Here is a 23,157-nt window from a genome sequence, read left to right as displayed (position 1 = left end):
CACCCCAAAACATTTAGAAATATTTACCTTCTATTTTTTCAGAGACTTAATAAATTGTCAATTATCTATTCTATATTTCCCTATAATCATTCGCATCATTCTCAATAATTTCCTCTGCAATCACTTGTAAATCATCAAAAGTAACTAAATCGATTGAATAATGATGTAATTCCTTTTTCCTAATCGCTAAATCATACAAAAATTTTGGAGAACCTTCTTTTTCTGTGTCATATAAAAGGATACAACCTTCACTCTTGCTAATTAAAAATTCATTTTTAGCTTTTAATTGAACCGGTGATTCATATGGTTTCCTTGATATGGAATCCACATGGTCTGCCTGTGCTAATATTTCCTCATAATAAGCTTTGTTTGCTTCATTCCAGTTTTTTTCCTGGTCTTCATAAGGTGTAAAAATACCTAATTGTAAGTGTGGATATTCAAGCTGCAGCTCAAAAACCACTTCTGCTGCCCATAACTCAATTCCCATTTGACCTGAAGTGATAATCCATTCCAAACCATCGTCTATGTATGAAAGGAGTTTATTTTTTATTGCTTTTTTTATGTATTTTACTGCGTCATGTTTATTTGAATAAATGCCTAATTCAAAAGATTTATATCCTGAAACTAGTAGTACTTTCATATGACCTCACAAGAAATTAGGAAGAACAAACTGTTCTTCCTTTGTTATTTGTATTCCTTTTTTTAGGCAATGCACTTTCATAAAATGATCTTCTCGACTCGGTTTAAATAATATCTACTTACGACATCTATTGTAAATGCAGGATAAATTATTGGAGTAACAAATGAATTGTTAATATGATCAATAGAACCGAATTTGTGGAAACCATTTTTAATAGCTTGTACGATCATTACCGTTTTCTCGAGGAAAATAATATCCGTTTTAATCTTTAGATGTATATAAATTAATTTGTGTCGGAAATAATGCCATATAAGTAAGTAGTTTACTTTAAATTGTTAAAAAGTTCACTTTTTGCATCGTTATCTTAAAATAAATTGAAATAATGTATTCAATTTATTGATTTCTATGAAAGAATTACATATAATGCTTGTTTAAAACTAGTAAAGATAATAAACGTTAAAGTTAAAGTAATAAAGAATAAAAAAAGGATTTTATTTTTCAATTTTTTCTCTCCAATATATTAAAGTATCTAAAATGTCAACAGTTTTAATTTTAAAAGGTTTGAACAAAATTCACAACTATTAATTTGACGTAAATAAAAGTTTAAATATTGCGACATTTTAAATATAATTCTACCGTTGCCGATTCCACCTTATTCCTATAAAATAAGTATGAAATCGTTTTATTTACCAAATTCATGTAAATATACAGCTATACGAGGAGTAAACAATGATTAACAAAAATTCACCAGTCCCAATTTACCATCAATTATTAGAATATATAAAAACGAAAATTACATCTGGAGAATATCCAGCCGATGAATTAATCCCTTCAGAAAGAGAGTTTTCTGAAAAATTCCAGATATCTAGAATGACTGTAAGACAAGCTTTAAATAATCTTGTTCAAGAAGGCTTCGTATACCGTCAAAAAGGAAAAGGTACATTTGTTAGTCGTCAAAAAGTAGAAAAACGAATTAGTAGATTAAATAGTTACACGGAAGAAATGATTGAAAGAGGATTAAAACCAAGTAGCAAATTAATTGAATTCGAAATTACAAAAACAGATTCTTCATTAGCAAATATTTTAAAAATAAACGAAAACGATCCCATTTATAAAATTAAAAGAGTTCGTCTAGCAGATTTAAAGCCTATGTCTATTGAAAGTATTTACGTACCATGCGAAATAGCCCCAAACTTAAATCAAGCTGTCCTTGAAAAATCTTTTTATGATTATGTAAATTCAAATATACCCGATCCGATTCAATACGCAGATCAATCAATCCAAGCAAGATTAGCCACTGAGAAAGAAGCGAAATTATTAGAAATCCCGCCAAATTCACCAGTGTTATCAATCGATCGCACAACTTATTTGAGAAGTGGCAAGGTACTTGAGCATGAGTTAACTGTATATCGTGCTGATCGTTATAAGCTAGTACATTCTCTTTCTAGAAATGATTAAAAACACAATTAACTACCCACCATACGATCGCTACACACTAAAAAGCCAGGAATTTTCCTGGCTTTTTTATTTGAAGAAAAATCCAATTTGTTTGAAAATACCTCCAACTTGATTCATTGTATTCATCATTTGGCCTGCTGTACTCATCATTTTCGGCACATCATACGATCCAGATGAATTCTTAAATTGATTTAAAATAGAAGAAAATTGAAATGATTGGCTATTACTATTTTGTTGATTTAATTGTTTTGGTTGTGTTGGATAAGGTGTACTTGGTGCAAACATAGAAGGTGCTGAAAAAGGTCCTCCTTGCATCATTTGCCCATATTGTTGGTGTTGTGGCGCTTGTTGTGTAAAATTAGGAAATTGTGTATGAAAATTTTGGTTACCGTATGGGTTTGAATACATTTGAAAATTAGCATAATTCGTCGCTTGAGGCTGTTGTACATAACCCGGAAAACCACTATCTATTGGCGGAGCATATGACTGACTAGGATATTGTCCATCTGGATTTTGCATCAATTGCGGTTGTACTTGGGTAAACTCAGGCGGTGCTGCAAACATTGTATCTGGTTCTGTATAAGCTTGCTGTTGTAGGTCATCTATTGAGTTAGTAGCCTGAAATGTTTGCGTCTCACTAGAAGGAGACGTCTCCATCATTTGAACAGTTTGTGGAATTTCTGTAGATCCAGTTTGGTTTTGAGAATATGGCTGAATCATATTCCCATAATATCGCTGTATCATTTCGTTTTGTTGTTGATTCATATCATACTGATTAAATGTGCCATTATTGTAATAATGGTCATTTAATTGCTGCTGATTTCTAAACCATTCAAAACTGTTATCAACGTGATTTGGCGGAAACATTTGATATCTCATTTTTCTCACACCCATTATATATATTCTTTTAGTATTTGTATGATGTAATTGCCTAAATTGTTACTATCAAAAAAAAATATTTACAGAACTTTTTGTCATTTGCTGTCGGAAGTTTAAATTTTTAAAAAAATTTAAATCTTGAGTATTTATGGTACATTTTATGTAATAAAAACAAGTTTTTTATTACATTTAATGTTGGAGGGGTAATCATGACATTACTAGAATTGAAGAACAAGTTTATTTCTTTAAAAAGTTTTGAACCTACTGATCTTAATCAATTAATGGATTTCTTACAACAAAATTACCTTAATGGAGAAGTTACGTTTCAACATTACAGAGCATTAATTAAAGAACTTGAACTATCAGGCGCAAATAAGCCTAATTGATTGGCCATTACTTAAATTGAATATAAATAAAGAGATACACCTTCACGAACTTCGTAAATGTGTATCTCTTTATTTTATTTATAGTTGTTTTAGAATGAATGCTATAGAATGCTTTAGTTGATAACAACTCCATGATGCTTCCTTTCCGTGGTGCGTTAGCTAATCTTCCACGGTGCCCTCCGGGGCCTTAGCCTTCCGTTGTAAGATACATTTTTCTATAGCAATTCAAATTCAAAACTACATTCTTAAAAAAGAGACTATTTATAAGATCAAATGTTACATAAATGCTAACTTTCTTCCTAATAATGGTGTAGAAATCCATCCTCCACCTTCACTAGCTTGATTTACCTTCTTTTCAAAATGGTGAAGATGTACCGTAGTAGACTGAACCTTGCTTAAAAGTGAACTTTTTTCTTCTTCACATTTTTGACTCATTCTTAAAGCTAAAGAGTGTTCAATAAATTCAACCTCATTTAAAAATTCATCAATTGCTCGAAAAAATTCTTCTTTTTGAATTACCTCCATACAGTTCAACTCCTCTTCATCTTTTGTGCACCAAATTTCCTATAACTCATGTATTCAACGAGTAAAACTTTACCTCCTTCTACATTGACAAAACTAGTACTTTTTCGCTAAACAAAGTGAATTTTTCTATTTTCGTCTCCTCATTCGACAAAAATAAAAAAAGAATTGTAACTATAAACTGTTTTGGGAAAAGTATAAATGGGAGGTGTTTTTCAAATGGCAAAAAATAAAAATGTAAAAAAGAAGAAACAAGAAAAAAGTAAATCTCAAGGAACAGGTAACCCGAAAATAGAAGGACCAAATTTCCCTGCGACTTAAGAAAAGTGTAGGCAATAGTTCTGTTCTTACAAGCATAAGTAAAAGACCAGTTATTGTTGGTTTTACTTCCAATGTTATGTAAGATTATGACCGTAGATTTGACGTAACACTTAAATGTCGATAAGAATAACAAAAAAGAAGTTAGCATTTATTTGCTAACTTCTTTTATTGAAACAATGATTTCATTTTTAATAGGGACAACATCAACTCTTGTTTCATTAAAAACGTTTCTTTAAATTTATATTGATCAGAATAATCTTCTTTTTTATACCATTCAGGTTGGAATACAGTTTGAGTATACCAGTCAAAATTTTTTGTTCTTTTATGAGGAATAATTGGATATACGTCCCTTAATTCCGGATTATTAGATTTTACGAAACCTACTATTTCTTCGTAATCATTTCTACTTCCTGTGTGAGTTATATGTTTTGCAAATTCACAAAAATTTTGGTGAAGATTTTCATGAAATAGTATTGAATATAACTGCTTGCCTATTTGTATTCTCTTATTTATATCTTGAAACTGAAAAATGGACAACCCATATATTTCCCCTAACAAGTTTGGGAAAATCACGCTGCTTAATTTTAATTGCTCTTGTAGTTTATACGACAAAGTATCAAACACTTCATGCTTGAAATACTCATCTTGAATAACGGGTTTTTCAATCATATTTTGTTCGTTTATGATAAGTGAATAAACCAAACGTTCATGATCGCGATTCGTCCAATATTTCTCCCACTCAATTTCCATAAAACTTGAGACGGAAAAATGCTTTAGTAAATAAAATAATGGTTTATTTTGTTTTACAGAGTACTCAAATAATAATAATTGAGGAAACGCATCCGAAAAAATAATCCAATTAGCTCTTTCATATGTTAAATATAACTGCTTTCTTTGTTTTATACTAAGTCCATTAATATAGTTTTGGTTTTCCAAATCCGTCATGTTATATCCAGCATTACGTGAAACCATACTAGCTAAAAATGACCACTGAATATTTTTCATTCTAAAATAGTAAATTTGATAAGCGATTGTTCTTGAGATATTATCACTGTTATTTCGAATCGTTTCGTGTTTGATCAATTCAATTAATTCATTTTCATTCCTACTTACATTCTGTTCTTTTCTTCTCTGTTTTATATATTCCTTCCAGCTATCGTGTTGCAGGATCATTAGATCACCTCTGCATTCATGGTTGTTTTTAACACGAACGTCTGTTTTAGTGCTATAATACATTAGTATGTATTTTAAGGCGGAGTTGGTTTGAATGACAATAAAATATCCTAATCGAAAAAATAATATTCAAAAAAGCAATGATTTCATTTCAAAAACAGGAAATACTTATAGTAATCGAGGAATGTCTCTAGAGGAAGATTTAAATGCCACTAATACGTATTATTTAGCAAATAACATTGCAAACATACATAAAAAACCAACACCTGTACAAATAGTAAAAGTAGATTATCCAAAAAGAAGTGCAGCAGTTATTCGAGAAGCTTATTTTAAGCAAGCATCAACTACTGATTACAATGGCATTTATAAAGGAAAGTATATTGACTTTGAAGCTAAAGAAACAAACAACAAGACTAGCTTCCCTCTTCAAAATTTCCACCTTCACCAAATTCAACATATGGAAAATGTGATGATTCATGGTGGAATATCGTTTGTCATAATAAAATTTTCATTATATAATGAAATTTATTTTATGAAAGCTTCCGATATTCTTACCTTTTGGCAAAGGCAGCAACAAGGCGGAAGAAAGTCAATATCTATAGAAGAATGCAGACAGTTTGGAACATTGCTTAAAACTAGTTACCCCATTATTGTTCCTTACTTAAATTGTATTGATGAACTTTATTAACTTAACATGATTTACTAGCATCAAGATTAAGGTTCATTTTTGAAAGGCAGGAGAAATTAAGATGGCAAAAGAATATCGTTCACGAGAAGAACGTAAACGTATGGAAAAGCCTACTAAAGGTACGACAAAGAAACGTGAAGGTTTATGGAAAAAAATCACTTTATCAATATTAACAGTTGCAGTCATTTGTATACTTGCTGGTGTCGGTGGTTTTTATTATTTAGTTAGTGGCGCACCAGATTTAGATGAATCAAAGTTAAAAGACCCACTATCCTCTACTGTTTTAGATAAAGATGGAAATGTATTTGCTGAATTAGGGACTGAACAAAGAACGAAAATTTCTTATAATGAGATACCAACAGTAGTTCAAGATGCTTTTATAGCGACTGAAGATGTTCGATTCTTTAAGCATAAAGGTGTGGATATACGCCGAGTCTTCGGTGCAGTATTAGCAAATATTACTGGGGGATTTGGTTCTCAAGGTGGTAGTACAATTACTCAACAAGTTGTAAAAAATTCATTTTTATCACCTGAAAAAACAATTAAACGTAAAGTACAAGAATGGTATTTAGCATTCCAATTAGAGCAAAAGTATTCTAAACAACAAATATTAGAAATGTATTTAAATAAAGTTTATTTCTCAAACGGCTTAAATGGTCGTGGGGTTTATGGGATTGCAAAAGCAAGTGAAACTTACTTTAGTAAAGACTTGTCTAAAATAACTTTACCTGAAGCAGCAATATTAGCTGGAATGGTTCAAAGCCCAAATAATTTTAACCCAGCTAAACATCCCGCTGCATCAGAAAACAGAAGAAATATCGTTCTAAGCCAAATGAAAAAGTATAAGTATATTTCAGAAGAAGAATATACAAAGGCAAAAGCAACTCCAATGAAAAAATTAGTAAAGGTGTCACAACCTGAACGTACTAAATATCAAGCATTTTTAGATGTAGTAATTGATGAAGTTGAAAAAAATGGCGATGCAAATGTTTATACTGATGGATTAACAATTGAAACAACGATTGATCCTAAAGCTCAACAAAAAGCTGATGAAATTATCAATCGTGGTAAAGAGTTTTATCCAAGTGATGAATTTCAAACTGGTTTCGTTTTAACGGATACGAAAACTGGTGAAATTCGAGCAGTTGGTGCAGGTAGAAATACGACAACTGGCGGAATTAATTTTGCAAAAGATATTAAAAGACAACCAGGTTCTTCAATCAAACCGATTTTAGACTATGGCCCAGCTATTCAATACTTAAAATGGTCCACTTTCCATCAAATAGTTGATGAGCCTTATCAATATTCTGAAGGTGTACCAATTAGTAACTGGGATAAACGATATAAAGGTAAAATTTCAATTCGTTATGCTTTAGCAGATTCAAGAAACATCCCTGCATTAAAAACAATGCAAGAAGTTGGATTAGATCGATCTCGTGAATTTGGTGTTGGATTAGGTCTAGACTTGCCAAAAGATATTTATGAATCATACTCTATCGGAGGATTTACAGGTGTATCTCCAATGGAAATGGCAGGTGCTTATGCAGCCTTTGGTAATGGCGGGGTTTATATAACACCTCATGCTGTTACAAAAATCATTTATCAAGATAAGACAGAAAAAGTATTAACACCAGAACCAAAGCAAGCAATGAGTGATTATACTGCTTATATGATTACTGATATGCTACGTGATGTTGTTAAATCCCCTCTTGGTACAGGTGGTAGAGCAAACGTACCTGGTTTAGACATGGCGGGTAAAACAGGTACAACAAATTATCCAACTGAAGTAAAACAAAAGTATGGATTCCCTGATAATGCAACTCGTGATAGTTGGTTTGTTGGTTTCTCACCAGACGTAACAGTATCTGTTTGGACAGGATATGAGAAAAATAAAAAAGATCATTATTTAGGTAAATCATCTACAAATATTGCAAAATACATCGCAAGAGATATGCTTGCTGCTACTGGGGATATGAATTCTAAATTCGAAAAACCAAGTTCAGTATATGAAAATCGTGATGAATTGTATATTAAAGGTGAAAAAATGGATGATGTTCCTCAAGATATTAAACTAGATCCTGTAAAAAATGTATCGGCAAATTATGATCCTGTTACAAGTAATATATCTTTAAACTGGCAATACGCTCCTGAGTTGCTTCCTTCGACTTCTTTTGAAGTAAGCTATGACGTTAACGGGAAAAAAGGGCAACCACAAAAACTTCAAGGAACAGCAACGAGTATTAACGGAATTGTTCCTGGTGATATTGTAAAAATTTCGATTATCGCAACAAGTGATGTTGGTAAGAGTAATCCAGTGACGGTAACCGTTGATTTATCAACAACTGAAGAGCCTGTTACCCCACCAGATGATAATGGTGATAATGGCAATGGTAACGGTAATGGCAACGGAAACGGAAACGGAAACGGAAACGGTAATGGCAACGGAAATGGCAATGGTAATGGAGATGGAGATGGTGGTGACGGTGAAACTGATGAAGATGGTAATCCGGTGATACCTGATCCTACTAAACCTAGTGATAATAATGGCATTATCACAAATCCAACATCATATAATACTTCAAATTATCGTTATCATAAAATTACAGCATAAAAAATAACCTCCTCAATTTTATTTTGAGGAGGTTATTTTTTGTTTATAATACAATTTTTCCAATTCTGTATATAGTCCACTTAATTGAATAAATGAATGGTAGTGATCTGGCTGTTTTATCACAAAACTAATTCTTTCGTTCAAGTTAATCGGTTTTAACGTTAAAGAGTCTAGTTCACTGATCACGTCATTTACATTCGTTAATATTTTATCGTTTAACCAAGTTGTAATCGAAATAAAGTTAGCTAAGCCTCTTAGCATTGGTTCTAATGCCGCTTTGCGATCTCGTCTCCTAAAATAGCCTGTCAGTTGCTCAGACTCCTCTTTCCATTGTAAAAACATGTCTTTAATGATTTCCTCTCGAATTTCTTTAGTGCTTAAAGCACTATTTTCTAATAGATGAAGACTTTCGTAGAAAAACGGTTTATTTTTTATCATTAGTGAAGCATGTTCTATCTCATTCTTACTTTCCAAATAAAATGGTGGTTTTATAAAGTTTTCATGAATTCTACTCATACTGCTTTCTTCGCTTTCATTCGTTTTTTACCTTCTCTACAAATATCAAGAAGTGGACATGTTTCACATTGGGGTCGTTGCGCCTTACAATGATATCGTCCAAAGAAAATCAATCTATGATGTGTAACTCCCCACTCTTCTTTTGGTACTTTATTCATTAATGTCAGCTCAACTTCTAGTACCGAGTCCTTCCATCGACAAATTGCCAATCGTTTTGAGACCCGCTCTACATGAGTGTCTACTGCGATTGCAGGGATATTAAATGCAACAGACATAACTACATTAGCAGTCTTTCTACCTACCCCCGGTAATTTGACTAACTCGTCTCTTGTTCTAGGTACTTCTCCATTAAATTCTGTAAGAATCATGTCACTAAGCTTCTGTATATTTTTTGCTTTATTTCGAAAAAGCCCAATAGACCTAATATCATTTTGCAGTTCTTCTAATGAAACATTTAAATAATCTTGTGGTGTTTTATATTTCTCAAAAAGTGTTTTCGTTACTTTATTCACTAATACATCTGTACATTGCGCTGATAAAGCAACCGCAATAACCAGTTCAAATGGATTCTTATGATTTAGTTCACAATGTGCATCTGGGAACATATCACCCATTGTATTTAAAACCTCGGAAATTTGTTGTTTGTTTAACATTCCTACACCCCTTACTAACAAAAGCGAGGAGCATGTCCTCGCTTTACTTTTCTAGCCAATTATAAAAAGGAATTGCTCCTGTATATTTTGTTTCAGTTTGCTCTTTATTTTGAGATTGTGGTTCTTTTTTTCTAAAATGCTTACTGTAATTAATGGCTTGTTCAACTTGTTTTATTCCATTCTTTTTCCATTCAAAAAGAATTCGATCGATATATCGAAAGTTTAACTTACCACTGATGACTGCTTCTTTTAAAGCAGCTTTAATTAATTTTTCATCATGCTCATCTTGATCCATCCACATTGTTAACGTTTCAATTTCGAATGGGGATAATAGTCTACCAAATTCTTTTTCAAACACTAAGTAAGTAGATTCTTCATTTTGCTCAATAATTGATGGAATCGGATTTGTTACTTCTACACTCGGCTGTTTTTCTTCTGTTGATTCAATCAATTTTATCCATAAAGGTGATAAAGAATATGCTTCTGATCGTAAGTTTCTTTCATCCTTTTGTTCAACGATTTCTAGTAAACCTTTTTTTAATAACTGACGAATGACTTCCATACATTTTTGATCGTTTAATGACATAATCTCTGCTAATTGAGAAGGTGTTGGAAACGTATGACCTTTTTGTTGAAAAGAAAAAATTTGTAGAATCATGACTAGCTCTTCTTCATTCATGTTTAATGAAGCGTATTTACTAAGAAGAATATTTGGAATACTTAAGTTTCCAAATTCAATCCAATTTATAATGCTATTATTATTCACTTCGAACACCTCTAGCATAGTATAGCATGTTTACATTAAAGAAATAAACTGTAATGAATCTCCATTTTTAGTGAAAACAAAAAGAGGTATGAGAAACATACCTCTTCATTAGTTTATCTAATAATTCATTAAAAAACCATCTAAAAATCGATTTATTAAGGGTATAAACGGTTTAATAGACGTGGGAATGGAATAGCTTCACGCACATGATAAGCGCCTGAAAACCATGCTACAGTACGTTCTAACACTAGACCAAATCCAGAATGAAATTGAAGAAAATCCGTTATTTATACTAATTGAACACTTTTGTTTCTTAGTCCTAACTCAGACGAGAAACAGTAATGCTTCTTCAGTTTCTTACTTTAGCAGAATCAAGGAAAAATCATGCGTTTACTAAGAAGCCTTAAAGTTAGCTTAGGATACTTGCTTTCATAAATTGCTCAATACGTTCTAGGGCTTTATCAAGCTGTTCTTGAGAAGTTGCATATGATAAGCGAATATTTTCAGGTGAGCCAAATCCAGATCCTGGAATTACTGCTACACTTGCTTTTTCAAGTAATTCTGTCACAAATTCATCAACATTGTTGAATCCTGCCATTTTAGCAGCCTCTGTAACATTCGGGAATAAATAAAATGCACCATTTGGTTTTTCGCATGTGAAACCAGGGATCGTTACAAGTCTCTCATATGTTTTATTTAATCGATCTTCGAAAGCTACTCTCATTTCTTCAACAGGAGCATCTCCCATTTCATAGGCTTTAATTGTTGCAATTTGAGCCATTGTTGTTGGGTTTGAAGTTGAATGACTAGCAAGATTTGTCATCGCGTTAATAATTTCTTTATTACCGACTGCATATCCAATTCTCCATCCCGTCATTGAATGAGATTTAGATACACCATTAATAATAATTGTTTGCTCTTTTAATTCAGGGCTTAATTGAGCTATTGATACATGCTTTGCACCATCGTAGACTAATTTTTCATAAATCTCATCAGAAACGATTAAAATATCATGTTTTAAACAAACGTCACCAATTTCTTTTAATTCTTGTTCGGTATAAATCATACCAGTAGGATTACTTGGTGAGTTAATGATAATTGCTTTTGTATTTTCTGTAATTGCTGTCTCAATTTGTTCAGGTGTTACTTTAAATTGTTGGTGCTCATGACCTTCAATAAATACAGGTACACCTTCAGCAAGAATCACTTGTTCTGGATAACTTACCCAATAAGGAGTCGGGATAATCACTTCACTGCCTGGATCTAAAATTGCTTGGAACAATGTATATAGCGCATGCTTTGCACCATTCGTTACAACAACTTCAGCTGGAGAATAGCTTATACCTTGATCCTTTTGTAATTTATCACAAATTGCTTTTCGAAGTGCAGGAAGCCCATTAGATGGCGTATACTTTGTTTGGCCGCTCATCATCGCTGCATATGCTTCCTCAATAATAGCAGCTGGTGTATTAAAGTCTGGTTCTCCTGCGCCTAAACCAATTACATCGATCCCTTTATCTTTCATTTCCTTAGCTTTTGCTGTAATAGCTAGTGTTGTCGATGGTGTTAACGCGCTTACTCTTTTTGCTAGTTTCATCATTTCTTCCCCCTAGATACTATAACGTTTTAAAAGCTCACCATTTTCAAAAGCAGCATAATAAAAATTAAAACGCCCTTGTTTATCTATATATACTACTTCCCATAATGGAATTTTGTTCTCTATTCCTAACTTAACTTTATGTATTTCTTTTGGATCTCTTTCATTTGTTACTTTTTCTATAATTTCCTGCTCTGTTAAACCTTCACTTTTTTTCCTAGCGATAATATTTCCATCCTGTACCCAAGCAATCATTTCATTATTTGTATCATCCTTACCTGTCAAAACAATAGCTTGTTCTTTACCATGGTAGTAATCACTACTAGCAACAGTTTTTAAATAGCCTTGTTTAACAGCAAGTTCTTCTGCTTGCTTTTTTTCATCATTTAATGGTGATAGAGATGATTGGTAAGTTGATATAAAAAATAAAGCTAGAAATACGATGCCTAATCCCAGGATGATTAACCATTTTTTCATATATACCTCATTTAAGTTCGATAAATTGTAAAGACTGCGTTTTCTGGATTTTCTTTATCAAGTGCTAGTCCAAACATTAAATCCTGTTCTTTTAAAGTTCGATTTAAACTATCAACAATTTTATAAAGTTCCTTTGTATATTCAATCTTAGTTGTTGATAATACTTCAATCTTTGTATTCATGTTGCTCCTCCTAAAAATGTATATGGATATACATCACAATATTGTCATTATACCACACGAAATAACTGATTCCCCTATATTCTCATGCTTTTGTTTAAAAATGTCTAAAAATCGTTTAATAGTTCATCAATTGTATTTATTTTGATTTTATTTCTAGGAATAAGCTTCAAAAATTCTTCCCCATAATTTGCATTAATAATTCGATTATCTAATACAAATAATGACCCTTGATCTTTTTCATTACGAATTAAACGGCCATAGCCTTGTCTAAATTTAAATACAGCAAGCGGTAGTGCTAAATTCGAGAACGAATTTTCACCTGCTTTCTTTAGTAAATTTGATTTAGCAATAAACATAGGTTTTTCAGGATTCGTAAAAGGCAAGCGTACAATGATTAAACAATCTAATTCTTCATTTGGTAAGTCAATTCCTTCCCAAAATGTGTTTGTTCCTAATAAAATTGTTTGTTTTGATTGTAAAAATTGTTTAATTAATCTTTGCTTTCCACCTTGAGAAAAACCTTGTGCTAAAACAGTTGATTGAATTGAATTGGTTGAATCAACTAAATGATCATAGGTTTGTTTTAGCAAGTCAAATGCAGTAAATAAAACTAATGTTCTACCTTTAATTTTATTTGCTATTTTACTGATTGCATTCGCGGTTTGGAACGCATATTCTTCTAAAGATATATCTTTAATTCCCTTTAAATCAGTAGGAATATATACCTTCATTCCTTGTTGGAAATCTAATGGAACTGGATAAATCTTTTCGATAACATTCTCTTCAGGTAATCCTAGTGTTGATTTCATATAAGTAAAAGTGTTTTTTAAACTCATTGTTGCAGACGTAAATATAATCGAATCACGGTCAGCGATTAAAAACTTGTTGATTAAGTCTGCATTATTTACTTTTTCACTATATAACATCGTCGTATGGAATGAACCTTTAGATTCAGTATCCATCCATCTAATAAACTGTTCATTTTGATCAAATAGGATTTCCTGTAAACCATTTTTCATTAAGTATAATTGGCCAATTATCATTTTAAATTCATTTATCATCGATTTTTGAAATGAATTTGCTTTCAAGTCACTAGTCAGTTTAAAATATTTTTCACATTCTTTAAATAAAGAATTATTCGTATTTACTAATCGATTTGCACACTCAATGATTACCTTCCAATTTTGGCTAGAAGTATTATTATCATTTAATGTGATTGATTGTCTTATATTATCTTTATCAAATTCATTTTGCTTTGATAAGATAAAATCTCTCAATAACCTGAATAGTTCATCTGATTCATATTTTATTTCTTTTATATAATGGTCTATTTTTTTCCACCATTTCACTCGAGTTTCATTCAATTCATCTAGCTTATATAACCGATGAACAAGCTCATTTCCATCTGAAGTACTTAACCGGCTCAAATATTGATAATATTTTAAGCACGAAAATGTAATCCCAAAAGTCTTCGATGATGTTTCTTCAAGCGAATGTGCCTCATCAATAACAATATTTTTAACAGAGTTTAATAAATGTTCTTTATTTTTCAAAGTTGATAATAAATAAGCATGATTTGTAATGATTAAATCAGCAAGCATTAACTGATTTTTTGCTCTTTGATAAAAACAGTTATGATACCAAGGATTTGACCTTTTATTTTCACTTTCATCATTACAGCATACTCGTTCCCATAAATGAATCCCACCAGATGGTAAAGAAAGCTCATCAAGTTCACCGCTTTCTGTTTCTGTTAGCCAAACACAAATCATTGCTTTGGATAAAATACTATCGTAGTTATCATCAAATTCATCTATTACATATTCAAATTTTTGCAGACAAAGATAATTTTTTTTACTTTGTATTGAAGCTACTTTTAATTGAAACGGCAATAATGTTTCTACTGTTGGTAAATGTTTTTTCGTAATTTGTTTTTGCAATGAAATTGTACTAGTACTAATGATGACTTGCTTACCAAACTGTTTTGAGAAAAAAGCAGACGGAATTAAATATCCAAAGGTTTTCCCCACGCCTGTACTTGCCTCAGATAAAAGCATTTTATTTGATTGAAATGCTTCAAAAACATCCTGCATATAAGAAATCTGTTCTTCTCTTTTATGAAAAGTTGGCATCTCAACTTCCATTCGCTGGTTTAAATCGCGCTGCAAGTATTCTTTAAACTCAACAAAGTCCTCTTCTTCCTGAGGTAAACTGAATTTACTTTTTTTAATCGCTACTCTTCTAAACTCTTCTATATTTTCTTCTTTTATTGTAGACTCTGATTTTTTTTGAATTAAATCAGAAATATAATATGTAATGTCACTTTTGAAGCTTTTACTTAGATTTTCAAGTATTTTCAATGAAGCATATGGTAAACCTTCCAACTTTTTAAGTAAGATCGTTAATAGTTCTGCTGTTACTTCAGCATCACTATCAGCTTGATGTGGATTTTCGTGTTCAATATGAAATACTTTTGCTAAATCTGACAGCTTATAGCTAGATAATGTCGGATATAAAATTCTTGTCAATTCAACTGTATCAATTGATAAAGGATGGATTTTTTTGAATCCCACACGTTCGAATTCTTTTTGTAAAAATGTTAAGTCAAAATGAACATTATGAGCTACAAAGTATGCATCCTCAAAGATAGGATATAATTCCTCTGCTATTTGTTCAAACTGTGGTGCATGAGACACCATATCTTTATTTATCCCTGTTAACTCACTGATAAAGGTTGGAATTTCAATAAGCGGATTGATAAAACTAGAAAATTGCTCAATTACTTCTCCGTTCTCAAGTACAAAGGCTGCAATTTGAATAATTCGATCTTGACCTCTACTGTTGTTACCTGTCGTTTCTAGGTCAACTACAACAAACTTATTCACTTTTTGCCACCTCCATTTTCTCTATTGTGATTATTTTGCATAAAACAAATTAAACAATACAAAAAAATCCCCTAAAAAGAGGGGATTTCCATTACTTAATTGTCCCTGCTATTTCTTTACCAATCATTTCGACAATTTCATTGTTATCATTTAATATTGCAATATTTGGTACATGTTGATCAAGCTTTTCTTCTTCAACTTGACCGTAAGCGATGATGATTACTTTATCGCCTTCTTGAACAAGTCTAGCTGCCGCTCCATTTAAACAAATAACTCCACTTCCACGTTTTCCTGGGATTACGTATGTTTCAAGTCGAGCACCATTATTGTTATTTACAATTTGTACTTTTTCATTTTCACGAACATCTACTGCATCCATTAAATTTTCATCAATTGTAATACTACCAACATAATTTAAATTTGCTTCAGTTACAGTAGCTCTATGAAGCTTTGCTCTCATCATTGTACGAATCATCTATTTTTCCCCCTACATACGATCAAATATCAACGATTAAATTATCAATTAATCGTGCATTTGAAAATTTCACAGCGATAGCTATGATGATTTTTCCATTGATTGTATCTATTTTTTCTAAATTAGGATATGAATAAATATTTATATAATCAATTGTGCCAGATGTTTCAGTTTTAATCGTTTGAGCAATCTGTTCAATTAGTTGCTCAACATTATGTTCTCCATTTTTAATATCATCTACGGCTTTTTGTAAGCTTTTATATAAGAATGGAGCTTCTAATCGCTCATTTTCAGTTAAATAAATATTTCTAGAACTTTTTGCTAATCCATCTTCTTCTCTAACAGTTGGAATTGCATTTAAAGTTACTGGAATATTATAATCCTCAATTAACCCTTCGATTACGGCAACTTGTTGAGCATCCTTTAACCCAAAATAGACATCGTTAGGTCCAACAATATTAAATAATTTAGTAACGACTAATGCTACTCCATCAAAGTGACCTGGTCTCTTTTCGCCACAAAGTACATCAACTCGTTTCGTTACCTTCATTGTAGATTTTAATTCATTTGGGTACATTTCTTCAACTGTTGGATAAAATAGGTAATCTACCCCAGCATTACTTGCGATCTTTTCATCTCTTTCAAAGTCTCTTGGATATTTGTCAAAATCTTCATTTGGTCCAAATTGGGTAGGATTAACAAATATACTTAATACGACAAGGTCATTTTTTCTTCGTGCTTCTTTTAATAATGTTACATGACCTTCATGAAGATAACCCATTGTTGGTACAAATCCGATTGTTTGTGTATTTCGTCGAGATTTCAGTTCATCTCGTAAATCTTTTATTTTATGAAAAACCTTCATTGCGAACTTCCCCCGTATAATGCCTTTAACTGTTCTTCCTTCATAGTGAAAGAATGCTTATCATCAGGAAACTGTTTAGCCTTCACTTCTTGAACATATGATGCGATTGCATTTTCGATTGTCGTCGAAACATTTGCATATTGTTTAACAAACTTTGCAACCTTTCCAACACCATAAGTTATTAAGTCATGATAAACAAGAACTTGACCATCACATTCAACACCAGCACCAATCCCGATTGTAGGTATTGATAGATCATGTGATATATCTTTTGCAATTTGTTTTGGAATACATTCTAACACAATCGCAAATGCGCCTGCTTCTTCACATTTTTTGGCATCATTAAACAATTTCATTGCACTTTCAGAATCACGTGCTTGAACTTTATATCCACCTAAGACACCTACTGACTGAGGCGTTAAACCTAAGTGGGCAACGACAGGAACTCCAGCAGCTGTTAATGCTTTAATGACTTCTAAAACATGTTCATCTGCACCTTCAAGCTTTACAGCATGCGCATCCCCTTCTTGCATAATTCTGCAAGCACTTCTTAATGCTTCTTCTTTTGAAATATGATAAGACATAAAAGGCATATCAGTAACAATGAAAGTATTTTTAGCTCCTCGTTTAACAGCTTTAGAATGATGGATCATGTCATCAACCGTAACCTTTATGGTTGAATCATATCCTAATACCACATTGCCAAGTGAATCCCCTACCAAAATCATATCCACTTCACTTTTTTCAGCTAATAATGCTGATGGATAATCGTAAGCTGTAATCATTACGATTGGATCCTTGTTTTCCTTCATTGATACAAAATCCTTTGTTGTTTTCATCTCGTTTCCTCCTTTTGAATGAAGAGGAAATGGGGGCTACAATAAAAAACCTTTGCTCAGGAGAGAACAAAGGAAAATTGTAAACCATCTCATTCCTCTGTCCCAGTCCAATAATGGATCAAGGCAGACACATTTTTATATTTAAAAGGTATAGCTTGGTGTAGTTCCTATTAGGATACCACCCATTTCAATCCATATTATAACAATTTATCAAGAATACGACTAGAATTATTTATTAAATGAAATATCAGCAGAATAAATCGTATGAATCAAACCTGCAGGATCTTCAATTAAAAGCTGACCCTCATCAGTAATACCAATTGCATGGCCAAATATTTCTTCAGTTAATGTCGTTGCCTTTATTTGTTTCCCTAATGAAATAGCATAGCTTTCCCAAAGAATTTTTATCGGTTTAAATCCTTTTTCAATGAAAATTTCATAATACTTTTCAAATTCTGCTAAAATGACTTGAATTAATTTAGCACGCAAAAATGGTTGTCCTTTTTCAATTCTTAATGAAGTTGCAATATCAGAAAGCTCTAATGGATAATCACTTTCAACTTGATTCACATTGATTCCAATTCCGATTACGACGCTTTTTATACAATCTGCATCACCTTGCATCTCGGTTAAAATCCCACAAACCTTTTTATGATTAATTAATAAATCATTTGGCCACTTTATATTCGGATGAATTCCTGTTACCTTTTCAATTGCAGAAGCAATCGCAACCGCTGTCAGTAAAGTAAGCTGTGGCGCAACTCTAGGTGAAATAGATGGTCTAAGGATTAAACTCATTGCTATTGCTTTCCCATCTGATGTGACCCAATTCCTTTGTAGTCTGCCACGTCCCTTTAATTGTCTCTCAGCAACAACGATCGTCCCTTCAGGAGCGTCATTCATTACCAACTCATTTGCAATAATTTGAGTAGAATTTACCTCTTCTTGATAGACTATTTGTCGACCAAACTTTTTTGTTTCTAACCCCAATTGGATATCAGTTGAAGTCATTCTGTCTGATTTACCAATAATTTTGTACCCAACTTTACGTACTGCCTCTACTTCAATACCTTCTTCTTGTAGCTCTTTCATGTACTTCCAAATTGCGGTACGTGAAATTCCTAATTTATCACTCAAATATTGCCCTGATAAATATTGATCATGATTTTCTGTGAATAGCTGTATGATTTGTTCTTTTACTTTTGATGCCACTTTTGAAACCACTCCTTTATCTCAGGTTGGTTATTGTCTAATTTTTCTTCTACAATTAGCATTTCGATTTCACTAATCACTTCTTTTAACCATGGTCCAGCTTTTTCATTTGTCCATTTCAATAAATCATTACCTGTAAAGCATAATTCAGCTTTTGAATGAATTGATAATTGATTGTACTGATCTGTTAATGATTCTTCAGTTCTTCTCTTATCTACATTCCCTAATACGTTTTGTAATCGCTCATACTTGATTGCATGCGCTAAACCTGTTTTGTATAATTCTGAATGACTCCACTCTATTTCATCTTTTTCTAACAATAAATATATGGTTAGAATATGTTTTATTCGTTCATTCGACATTTTCCAGTTTCGGAGTATAGACTCGGGTTGTTCAAACTTCCCAAATAGTAGAATCAATGCCCAAAACTCTTCGATTGTCTTTAAATTTTCGATTGGCAGAGATTGCATTTTTGTAAAAATCTGTTTGCCATCTTTAAAGTTAGGTAGATGTTGAATCAGGTTCGTATCAATACATAATTGAATTGCATTCTTTGGAGATTTTCCGATTAGCATTTTCTCAAATTCTACACTGATTCGCTCAGTCGCTATTTTTTCGATTAACGAACAATTTGCTTGGATTGCATGAAACGTATCATGATGCATTGTAAAATCTAACTGGCTAACAAAACGAATTCCCCTCATCATCCGTAAGGCATCTTCATGAAATCTTTCATTTGGATTTCCAACAGCTTGTATTAATTTCTGTTCTATTGCTTCTTCTCCGTTAAACGGATCTATATAGTTTTCTTCTACATCCATTGCTATTGCATTCATTGTAAAATCTCTTCGTTTTAAATCTTCTAGAATTGATTTTACATAAATCACTTCCGAAGGTCTTCTAAAGTCTTCATATGTTGATTCTGTTCGAAATGTTGTAATTTCATATGAATCATTTCCTTCAATGACTAAAACTGTGCCATGCTGTAGACCTGTAGGCACAGTTTTTGAGAAAATACTCATTACCTCTTCAGGTAAAGCGGAAGTTGCGATATCTATATCTCCAATTACTCTGTTTAGTAATTTATCTCGTACACAACCACCAACAAAATAAGCATCATATCCATTTTCGATTAGTTTCGTTAAGATTGGTTTTGCATTTTCAAATATATTCATGATTCATTTAGCCCTAATAATTCCTTATAGATTGATAAGTACTGTGAAACAATCTGAGATGAATGGAATCGCTCCTTTACCAGTTCAATTGAGCGCTTAGAAATTTTCTGGTGTAGTCCCTCATCTTTTAATAAATTTAGTGTGTGATACGTAATTTGCTCAATATCTCCTAAATCACATAAGTAACCATTTTCACCATGCTCAATCACTTCAGGGATTCCACCGATTCTTGTACCTATACAAGGCACGCCGCATGCCATAGCTTCTAAAAGTACAAGACCAAAGCTTTCTTTTGATGATAATAACAGCTTCACATCACTCATCGATAACAATTCTTCAACATTTTCTTGTTTTCCTAAAAATAATACATCTTTTTCTATACCAAGTTCATTTACTAATTTACAAAGTACTGAAAGCTCTGGTCCATCACCAACTAATAGTAGTTTAGCTGGGATCTCTTTTCGAACTAAATTAAAAACATTTACAACATCTTTCGTTCGTTTTACTTGTCTAAAATTAGAAATATGAATAATGACTTTTTCATGTTCCTCTATTCCATATTCAGCCTTTAACTTACGACAATTCCGTTTATAGTAAACTCGTTCATCAATGAAATTGTAAACCGTTTGAATATCCTTATCCGGACTAACAAGTTCATTTGTTTGGAGAATTAGATCATTTGATACAGCAGTAACTGCATCAGATTTTTCGATTCCAAATTTTATTAATTCTGTTAAAGAAGGATCGTAACCTAATACGGTAATATCTGTGCCATGTAATGTTGTAACGATTTTAACCTCATGATGAATCATTTGTTTCGCTAAAAAAGCACAAACAGCATGTGGAATTGCATAATGCACATGTAGTATATCTAATTTTTCACGATTCGCTACTTCTGCCATCTTACTAGCTAACGCTAAATCATACGGAGGGTATTGGAATACCGAGTATTGATTTACTTCTACAGCATGATAGTAAATATTTGGATTTACTTTATTTAATCGAAAAGGCATACTTGATGAAATAAAATGAATCTCATGTCCTTGCTCCGCTAATAATTTACCTAGTTCAGTAGCGATAACCCCAGAACCACCAACAGTGGGATAACATGTGATCCCTATTTTTAATTTCATTTTATCTCTCCTAATAATCTTCTCTTTTTCGTTCTTAAAGAAGCCAATCAGCATTTAACATAAGCGGTTTTTTACTCATAAACCCTTCACCAAAAGAAATACCAACTTCTTTTCCAATCATCTTCTCTCTTGCTATTACACTATTTACATAGTCATTTGTTAAAGGCGTCGCTACACCAGATTCACCAGGGGTAAATTGACTTTCATATGCTTCTAAAGCCAATTGCTTATCATTGATTGTTTCTGAAATATCAACAATAAAATTGGGTTTATGAAATCCATTGATCATGTATTGAAACACATTTTTCACTTTATGGGCTTCATAATTTGAAGTTGCATGATATTTTCGAATCCCCGCAGAAAAAACCGCTTCTTCAATAATTTTTGTACAATTACCGTGATCTGGATGTCGATCAATTTCATATGGAGAAAATACAATGCTTGGTTTTGTCATTCGAATTAATTGAACGACTTCCTTGATCGTATCTTCACTTACATATAGTCCTCTGTCAGGTAATGACAAATTAAAACGCTTTTTAACACCTAACACTTCATCTGCTTTTTCAGCTTCTTTTCTTCTTGTCGTTGTATCTCCATTTGAAGAAAGTTCTGCTTCCGTTAAGTCACAGATTGCTACTTTATATCCTAACTTTGTTAGTTTCGCAATTGTTCCGGCCATGCCAATTTCAACATCATCTGGATGGGCACCAAATGCTAACACATCAAAATAATCCAATATATTCACTCGCTTCCAAACTAACATCTAAATTTTACAATCGCCTTTGCTGAGCTGAGAGTTAATTGCAACAGGTTCTGCAATACATCACTTTGTCTAAATAAAGCATTACATTGTTTTTTGAGGCTAAAGTTGCCAATAGATTTCTAAAAATTATGAGTAACTCAATCCATAATATTTTCTAAGCCATAGACAAGTTCTGAAAGCTTCATTACCTCTTCAATTGAAACCTTTACGCCTGACATGAATGATGCTCTATTCATAGAATCATGTCGGACTGTTAATAATTGTCCATCTCCGCCAAATAGAACTTGCTGATGTGCAACTAAGCCTGGCAATCTTACACTATGTACTCTCATGCCATTAAGATCTGCTCCTCTTGCTCCTTTTTCAGTTTCAACTTCATTTGGATGACCTTGTCGTTTATATTCTCGTGCTTCTTCAATCATTTGTACAGTTTTTAGTGCTGTTCCAGACGGTGCATCTAATTTTTGGTCATGATGAAGCTCTATGATTTCGATGTCTTTAAAATATTTAGCAGCCATTGCAGAGAACTTCATCATTAAAATTGCACCAATTGCAAAATTCGGCGCAATAATACAGCCTAACCCATTTTGAGAAGCCAGCTCTTTTAATTCGGCTAATTCATCATTCGTAAATCCTGTCGTACCGATTACAGGACGAATGCCGTTTTTTAATGATAAAAATGCGTGTTTTTTGCCAATCTCCGGCGTTGTTAAATCAACTAAAACATCAAATTTCTCATTTTCAATACACGCTTCTAATGTTTCATAAACAGCTGCTTCACCCTTATATTGCGGGTAAAACTGTTGAACAGATCCTCCGCCATATTTATAATCAACTGCAGCAACAAGTTCAAAATGCTCAGTTCTTTCAATTAACTGAAGTGCCTCTGTACCCATTTTTCCTCTTGGTCCTGCCAATACAACGCGAATTACTTTCTCCAT

23 protein-coding genes and 1 pseudogene are annotated in these 23,157 nt (G+C 32.5%); 4 read left to right on the top strand and 20 right to left on the bottom strand.

Going from position 1 to position 23,157, the window contains the following annotated elements; all coding sequences use genetic code 11:
* Positions 1–70 precede the first annotated feature (70 nt).
* On the bottom strand, positions 71–640 hold the full coding sequence (locus ACX6U0_RS16335) for an SLOG family protein (protein ID WP_464960942.1): 570 nt from the start codon (positions 638–640) through the stop codon (positions 71–73).
* A gap of 729 nt (positions 641–1,369) precedes the next feature.
* On the opposite strand from ACX6U0_RS16335, the gene ACX6U0_RS16330 reads away from it, so the two are divergent.
* Positions 1,370–2,098: a GntR family transcriptional regulator gene (locus tag ACX6U0_RS16330; protein WP_464960941.1), complete on the top strand. Its 729-nt coding sequence runs from the start codon at positions 1,370–1,372 to the stop codon at positions 2,096–2,098.
* Between the two features lie 66 nt (positions 2,099–2,164).
* Here ACX6U0_RS16330 and ACX6U0_RS16325 read toward each other — a convergent pair whose 3' ends face one another.
* A complete protein-coding gene (locus tag ACX6U0_RS16325) occupies positions 2,165–2,977 on the bottom strand; it encodes a YppG family protein (RefSeq protein ID WP_464960940.1) in 813 nt (270 codons plus the stop codon).
* 209 nt (positions 2,978–3,186) lie between these two features.
* Here ACX6U0_RS16325 and yppF point away from each other — a divergent pair, with 209 nt between their 5' ends.
* On the top strand, positions 3,187–3,363 hold the full coding sequence (gene yppF, locus ACX6U0_RS16320) for a YppF family protein (protein WP_087999444.1): 177 nt from the start codon (positions 3,187–3,189) through the stop codon (positions 3,361–3,363).
* Between the two features lie 276 nt (positions 3,364–3,639).
* Here the strand turns inward: yppF and ACX6U0_RS16315 are convergent, their stop codons facing one another.
* Together ACX6U0_RS16315 and ACX6U0_RS16310 are read right to left on the bottom strand one after the other, a co-directional pair.
* Positions 3,640–3,888, bottom strand: coding sequence for a hypothetical protein (locus ACX6U0_RS16315; protein ID WP_464960939.1), 249 nt, complete (start codon positions 3,886–3,888; stop codon positions 3,640–3,642).
* A gap of 483 nt (positions 3,889–4,371) precedes the next feature.
* Complete coding sequence (locus ACX6U0_RS16310) at positions 4,372–5,379, bottom strand: DUF2515 family protein (RefSeq protein ID WP_464960938.1); 1,008 nt, start codon at positions 5,377–5,379, stop codon at positions 4,372–4,374.
* Between the two features lie 94 nt (positions 5,380–5,473).
* On the opposite strand from ACX6U0_RS16310, the gene recU reads away from it, so the two are divergent.
* Both recU and ACX6U0_RS16300 read left to right on the top strand, forming a co-directional pair.
* Positions 5,474–6,067 (top strand): Holliday junction resolvase RecU, encoded by a 594-nt coding sequence (gene recU, locus ACX6U0_RS16305; protein WP_464960937.1) that lies wholly within the window; start codon positions 5,474–5,476, stop codon positions 6,065–6,067.
* Between the two features lie 61 nt (positions 6,068–6,128).
* Positions 6,129–8,678, top strand: coding sequence for a transglycosylase domain-containing protein (locus ACX6U0_RS16300; protein WP_464960936.1), 2,550 nt, complete (start codon positions 6,129–6,131; stop codon positions 8,676–8,678).
* An 18-nt stretch (positions 8,679–8,696) separates the two neighbouring features.
* Here ACX6U0_RS16300 and ACX6U0_RS16295 read toward each other — a convergent pair whose 3' ends face one another.
* The 16 genes and pseudogenes from ACX6U0_RS16295 to dapB all read right to left on the bottom strand — a co-directional run bounded on the left by ACX6U0_RS16295 (position 8,697) and on the right by dapB (position 23,157).
* On the bottom strand, positions 8,697–9,194 hold the full coding sequence (locus ACX6U0_RS16295; RefSeq protein WP_464960935.1) for a YpoC family protein: 498 nt from the start codon (positions 9,192–9,194) through the stop codon (positions 8,697–8,699).
* The gene (gene nth, locus ACX6U0_RS16290) at positions 9,191–9,847 is read right to left on the bottom strand and encodes an endonuclease III (RefSeq protein WP_464960934.1); all 657 of its coding nucleotides are present in this window, start codon (positions 9,845–9,847) and stop codon (positions 9,191–9,193) included. The genes ACX6U0_RS16295 and nth overlap by 4 nt, the downstream gene beginning before the upstream one ends.
* Positions 9,848–9,890: 43 nt before the next feature.
* Positions 9,891–10,613: a DnaD domain-containing protein gene (locus ACX6U0_RS16285; protein ID WP_464960933.1), complete on the bottom strand. Its 723-nt coding sequence runs from the start codon at positions 10,611–10,613 to the stop codon at positions 9,891–9,893.
* 155 nt (positions 10,614–10,768) lie between these two features.
* Positions 10,769–10,879: pseudogene (locus tag ACX6U0_RS16280) on the bottom strand (hypothetical protein); the annotation flags it as partial.
* 143 nt (positions 10,880–11,022) lie between these two features.
* The gene (locus tag ACX6U0_RS16275; protein WP_464960932.1) at positions 11,023–12,210 is read right to left on the bottom strand and encodes a pyridoxal phosphate-dependent aminotransferase; all 1,188 of its coding nucleotides are present in this window, start codon (positions 12,208–12,210) and stop codon (positions 11,023–11,025) included.
* A 12-nt stretch (positions 12,211–12,222) separates the two neighbouring features.
* Positions 12,223–12,687 carry a cell wall elongation regulator TseB-like domain-containing protein gene (locus ACX6U0_RS16270; protein ID WP_464960931.1) on the bottom strand — a complete coding sequence of 155 codons (465 nt, stop codon included), beginning with the start codon at positions 12,685–12,687 and terminating at the stop codon, positions 12,223–12,225.
* An 11-nt stretch (positions 12,688–12,698) separates the two neighbouring features.
* The gene (locus ACX6U0_RS16265) at positions 12,699–12,869 is read right to left on the bottom strand and encodes a YpmA family protein (RefSeq protein ID WP_192602223.1); all 171 of its coding nucleotides are present in this window, start codon (positions 12,867–12,869) and stop codon (positions 12,699–12,701) included.
* Positions 12,870–12,973: 104 nt separating this feature from the next.
* Positions 12,974–15,754, bottom strand: coding sequence for an ATP-dependent DNA helicase DinG (gene dinG, locus ACX6U0_RS16260; protein ID WP_464960930.1), 2,781 nt, complete (start codon positions 15,752–15,754; stop codon positions 12,974–12,976).
* A 91-nt stretch (positions 15,755–15,845) separates the two neighbouring features.
* Positions 15,846–16,229 (bottom strand): aspartate 1-decarboxylase, encoded by a 384-nt coding sequence (gene panD, locus ACX6U0_RS16255; RefSeq protein ID WP_192602225.1) that lies wholly within the window; start codon positions 16,227–16,229, stop codon positions 15,846–15,848.
* A 22-nt stretch (positions 16,230–16,251) separates the two neighbouring features.
* Positions 16,252–17,094 carry a pantoate--beta-alanine ligase gene (panC, locus tag ACX6U0_RS16250; RefSeq protein WP_464960929.1) on the bottom strand — a complete coding sequence of 281 codons (843 nt, stop codon included), beginning with the start codon at positions 17,092–17,094 and terminating at the stop codon, positions 16,252–16,254.
* The gene (gene panB / locus ACX6U0_RS16245; RefSeq protein ID WP_464960928.1) at positions 17,091–17,933 is read right to left on the bottom strand and encodes a 3-methyl-2-oxobutanoate hydroxymethyltransferase; all 843 of its coding nucleotides are present in this window, start codon (positions 17,931–17,933) and stop codon (positions 17,091–17,093) included. The genes panC and panB overlap by 4 nt, the downstream gene beginning before the upstream one ends.
* 228 nt (positions 17,934–18,161) lie before the next feature.
* Positions 18,162–19,145, bottom strand: coding sequence for a biotin--[acetyl-CoA-carboxylase] ligase (locus ACX6U0_RS16240; RefSeq protein WP_464960927.1), 984 nt, complete (start codon positions 19,143–19,145; stop codon positions 18,162–18,164).
* Complete coding sequence (locus ACX6U0_RS16235) at positions 19,130–20,320, bottom strand: CCA tRNA nucleotidyltransferase (RefSeq protein ID WP_464960926.1); 1,191 nt, start codon at positions 20,318–20,320, stop codon at positions 19,130–19,132. Before ACX6U0_RS16235 ends, ACX6U0_RS16240 begins: the two co-directional genes overlap by 16 nt.
* Positions 20,317–21,453 (bottom strand): N-acetyl-alpha-D-glucosaminyl L-malate synthase BshA, encoded by a 1,137-nt coding sequence (gene bshA / locus ACX6U0_RS16230; RefSeq protein ID WP_464960925.1) that lies wholly within the window; start codon positions 21,451–21,453, stop codon positions 20,317–20,319. Before bshA ends, ACX6U0_RS16235 begins: the two co-directional genes overlap by 4 nt.
* 34 nt (positions 21,454–21,487) lie before the next feature.
* Positions 21,488–22,189, bottom strand: a complete 702-nt coding sequence (gene bshB1, locus ACX6U0_RS16225; protein WP_464960924.1) for a bacillithiol biosynthesis deacetylase BshB1 — start codon at positions 22,187–22,189, stop codon at positions 21,488–21,490.
* Between the two features lie 164 nt (positions 22,190–22,353).
* On the bottom strand, positions 22,354–23,157 hold the full coding sequence (gene dapB, locus ACX6U0_RS16220) for a 4-hydroxy-tetrahydrodipicolinate reductase (protein WP_464960923.1): 804 nt from the start codon (positions 23,155–23,157) through the stop codon (positions 22,354–22,356).

This window comes from Gottfriedia sp. ABJ_BB2_2 (assembly GCF_055484705.1).
Note: the sequence above shows the minus strand (reverse complement) of the source record. Positions and strands in the feature narration are given on the sequence as shown.

Excerpts from the sequence above, each read along its gene's own strand:
- ACX6U0_RS16335 (WP_464960942.1), bottom strand. The coding sequence starts at position 640 with ATGAAAGTACTACTAGTTTCAGGATATAAATCTTTTGAATTAGGCATT.
- ACX6U0_RS16330 (WP_464960941.1), top strand. The coding sequence starts at position 1,370 with ATGATTAACAAAAATTCACCAGTCCCAATTTACCATCAATTATTAGAA.
- ACX6U0_RS16325 (WP_464960940.1), bottom strand. The coding sequence starts at position 2,977 with ATGAGATATCAAATGTTTCCGCCAAATCACGTTGATAACAGTTTTGAA.
- yppF (WP_087999444.1), top strand. The coding sequence starts at position 3,187 with ATGACATTACTAGAATTGAAGAACAAGTTTATTTCTTTAAAAAGTTTT.
- ACX6U0_RS16315 (WP_464960939.1), bottom strand. The coding sequence starts at position 3,888 with ATGGAGGTAATTCAAAAAGAAGAATTTTTTCGAGCAATTGATGAATTT.
- ACX6U0_RS16310 (WP_464960938.1), bottom strand. The coding sequence starts at position 5,379 with ATGATCCTGCAACACGATAGCTGGAAGGAATATATAAAACAGAGAAGA.
- recU (WP_464960937.1), top strand. The coding sequence starts at position 5,474 with ATGACAATAAAATATCCTAATCGAAAAAATAATATTCAAAAAAGCAAT.
- ACX6U0_RS16300 (WP_464960936.1), top strand. The coding sequence starts at position 6,129 with ATGGCAAAAGAATATCGTTCACGAGAAGAACGTAAACGTATGGAAAAG.
- ACX6U0_RS16295 (WP_464960935.1), bottom strand. The coding sequence starts at position 9,194 with ATGAGTAGAATTCATGAAAACTTTATAAAACCACCATTTTATTTGGAA.
- nth (WP_464960934.1), bottom strand. The coding sequence starts at position 9,847 with ATGTTAAACAAACAACAAATTTCCGAGGTTTTAAATACAATGGGTGAT.
- ACX6U0_RS16275 (WP_464960932.1), bottom strand. The coding sequence starts at position 12,210 with ATGAAACTAGCAAAAAGAGTAAGCGCGTTAACACCATCGACAACACTA.
- ACX6U0_RS16270 (WP_464960931.1), bottom strand. The coding sequence starts at position 12,687 with ATGAAAAAATGGTTAATCATCCTGGGATTAGGCATCGTATTTCTAGCT.
- ACX6U0_RS16265 (WP_192602223.1), bottom strand. The coding sequence starts at position 12,869 with ATGAATACAAAGATTGAAGTATTATCAACAACTAAGATTGAATATACA.
- panD (WP_192602225.1), bottom strand. The coding sequence starts at position 16,229 with ATGATTCGTACAATGATGAGAGCAAAGCTTCATAGAGCTACTGTAACT.
- panC (WP_464960929.1), bottom strand. The coding sequence starts at position 17,094 with ATGAAGGTTTTTCATAAAATAAAAGATTTACGAGATGAACTGAAATCT.
- panB (WP_464960928.1), bottom strand. The coding sequence starts at position 17,933 with ATGAAAACAACAAAGGATTTTGTATCAATGAAGGAAAACAAGGATCCA.
- ACX6U0_RS16235 (WP_464960926.1), bottom strand. The coding sequence starts at position 20,320 with ATGAATATATTTGAAAATGCAAAACCAATCTTAACGAAACTAATCGAA.
- bshA (WP_464960925.1), bottom strand. The coding sequence starts at position 21,453 with ATGAAATTAAAAATAGGGATCACATGTTATCCCACTGTTGGTGGTTCT.
- dapB (WP_464960923.1), bottom strand. The coding sequence starts at position 23,157 with ATGGAGAAAGTAATTCGCGTTGTATTGGCAGGACCAAGAGGAAAAATG.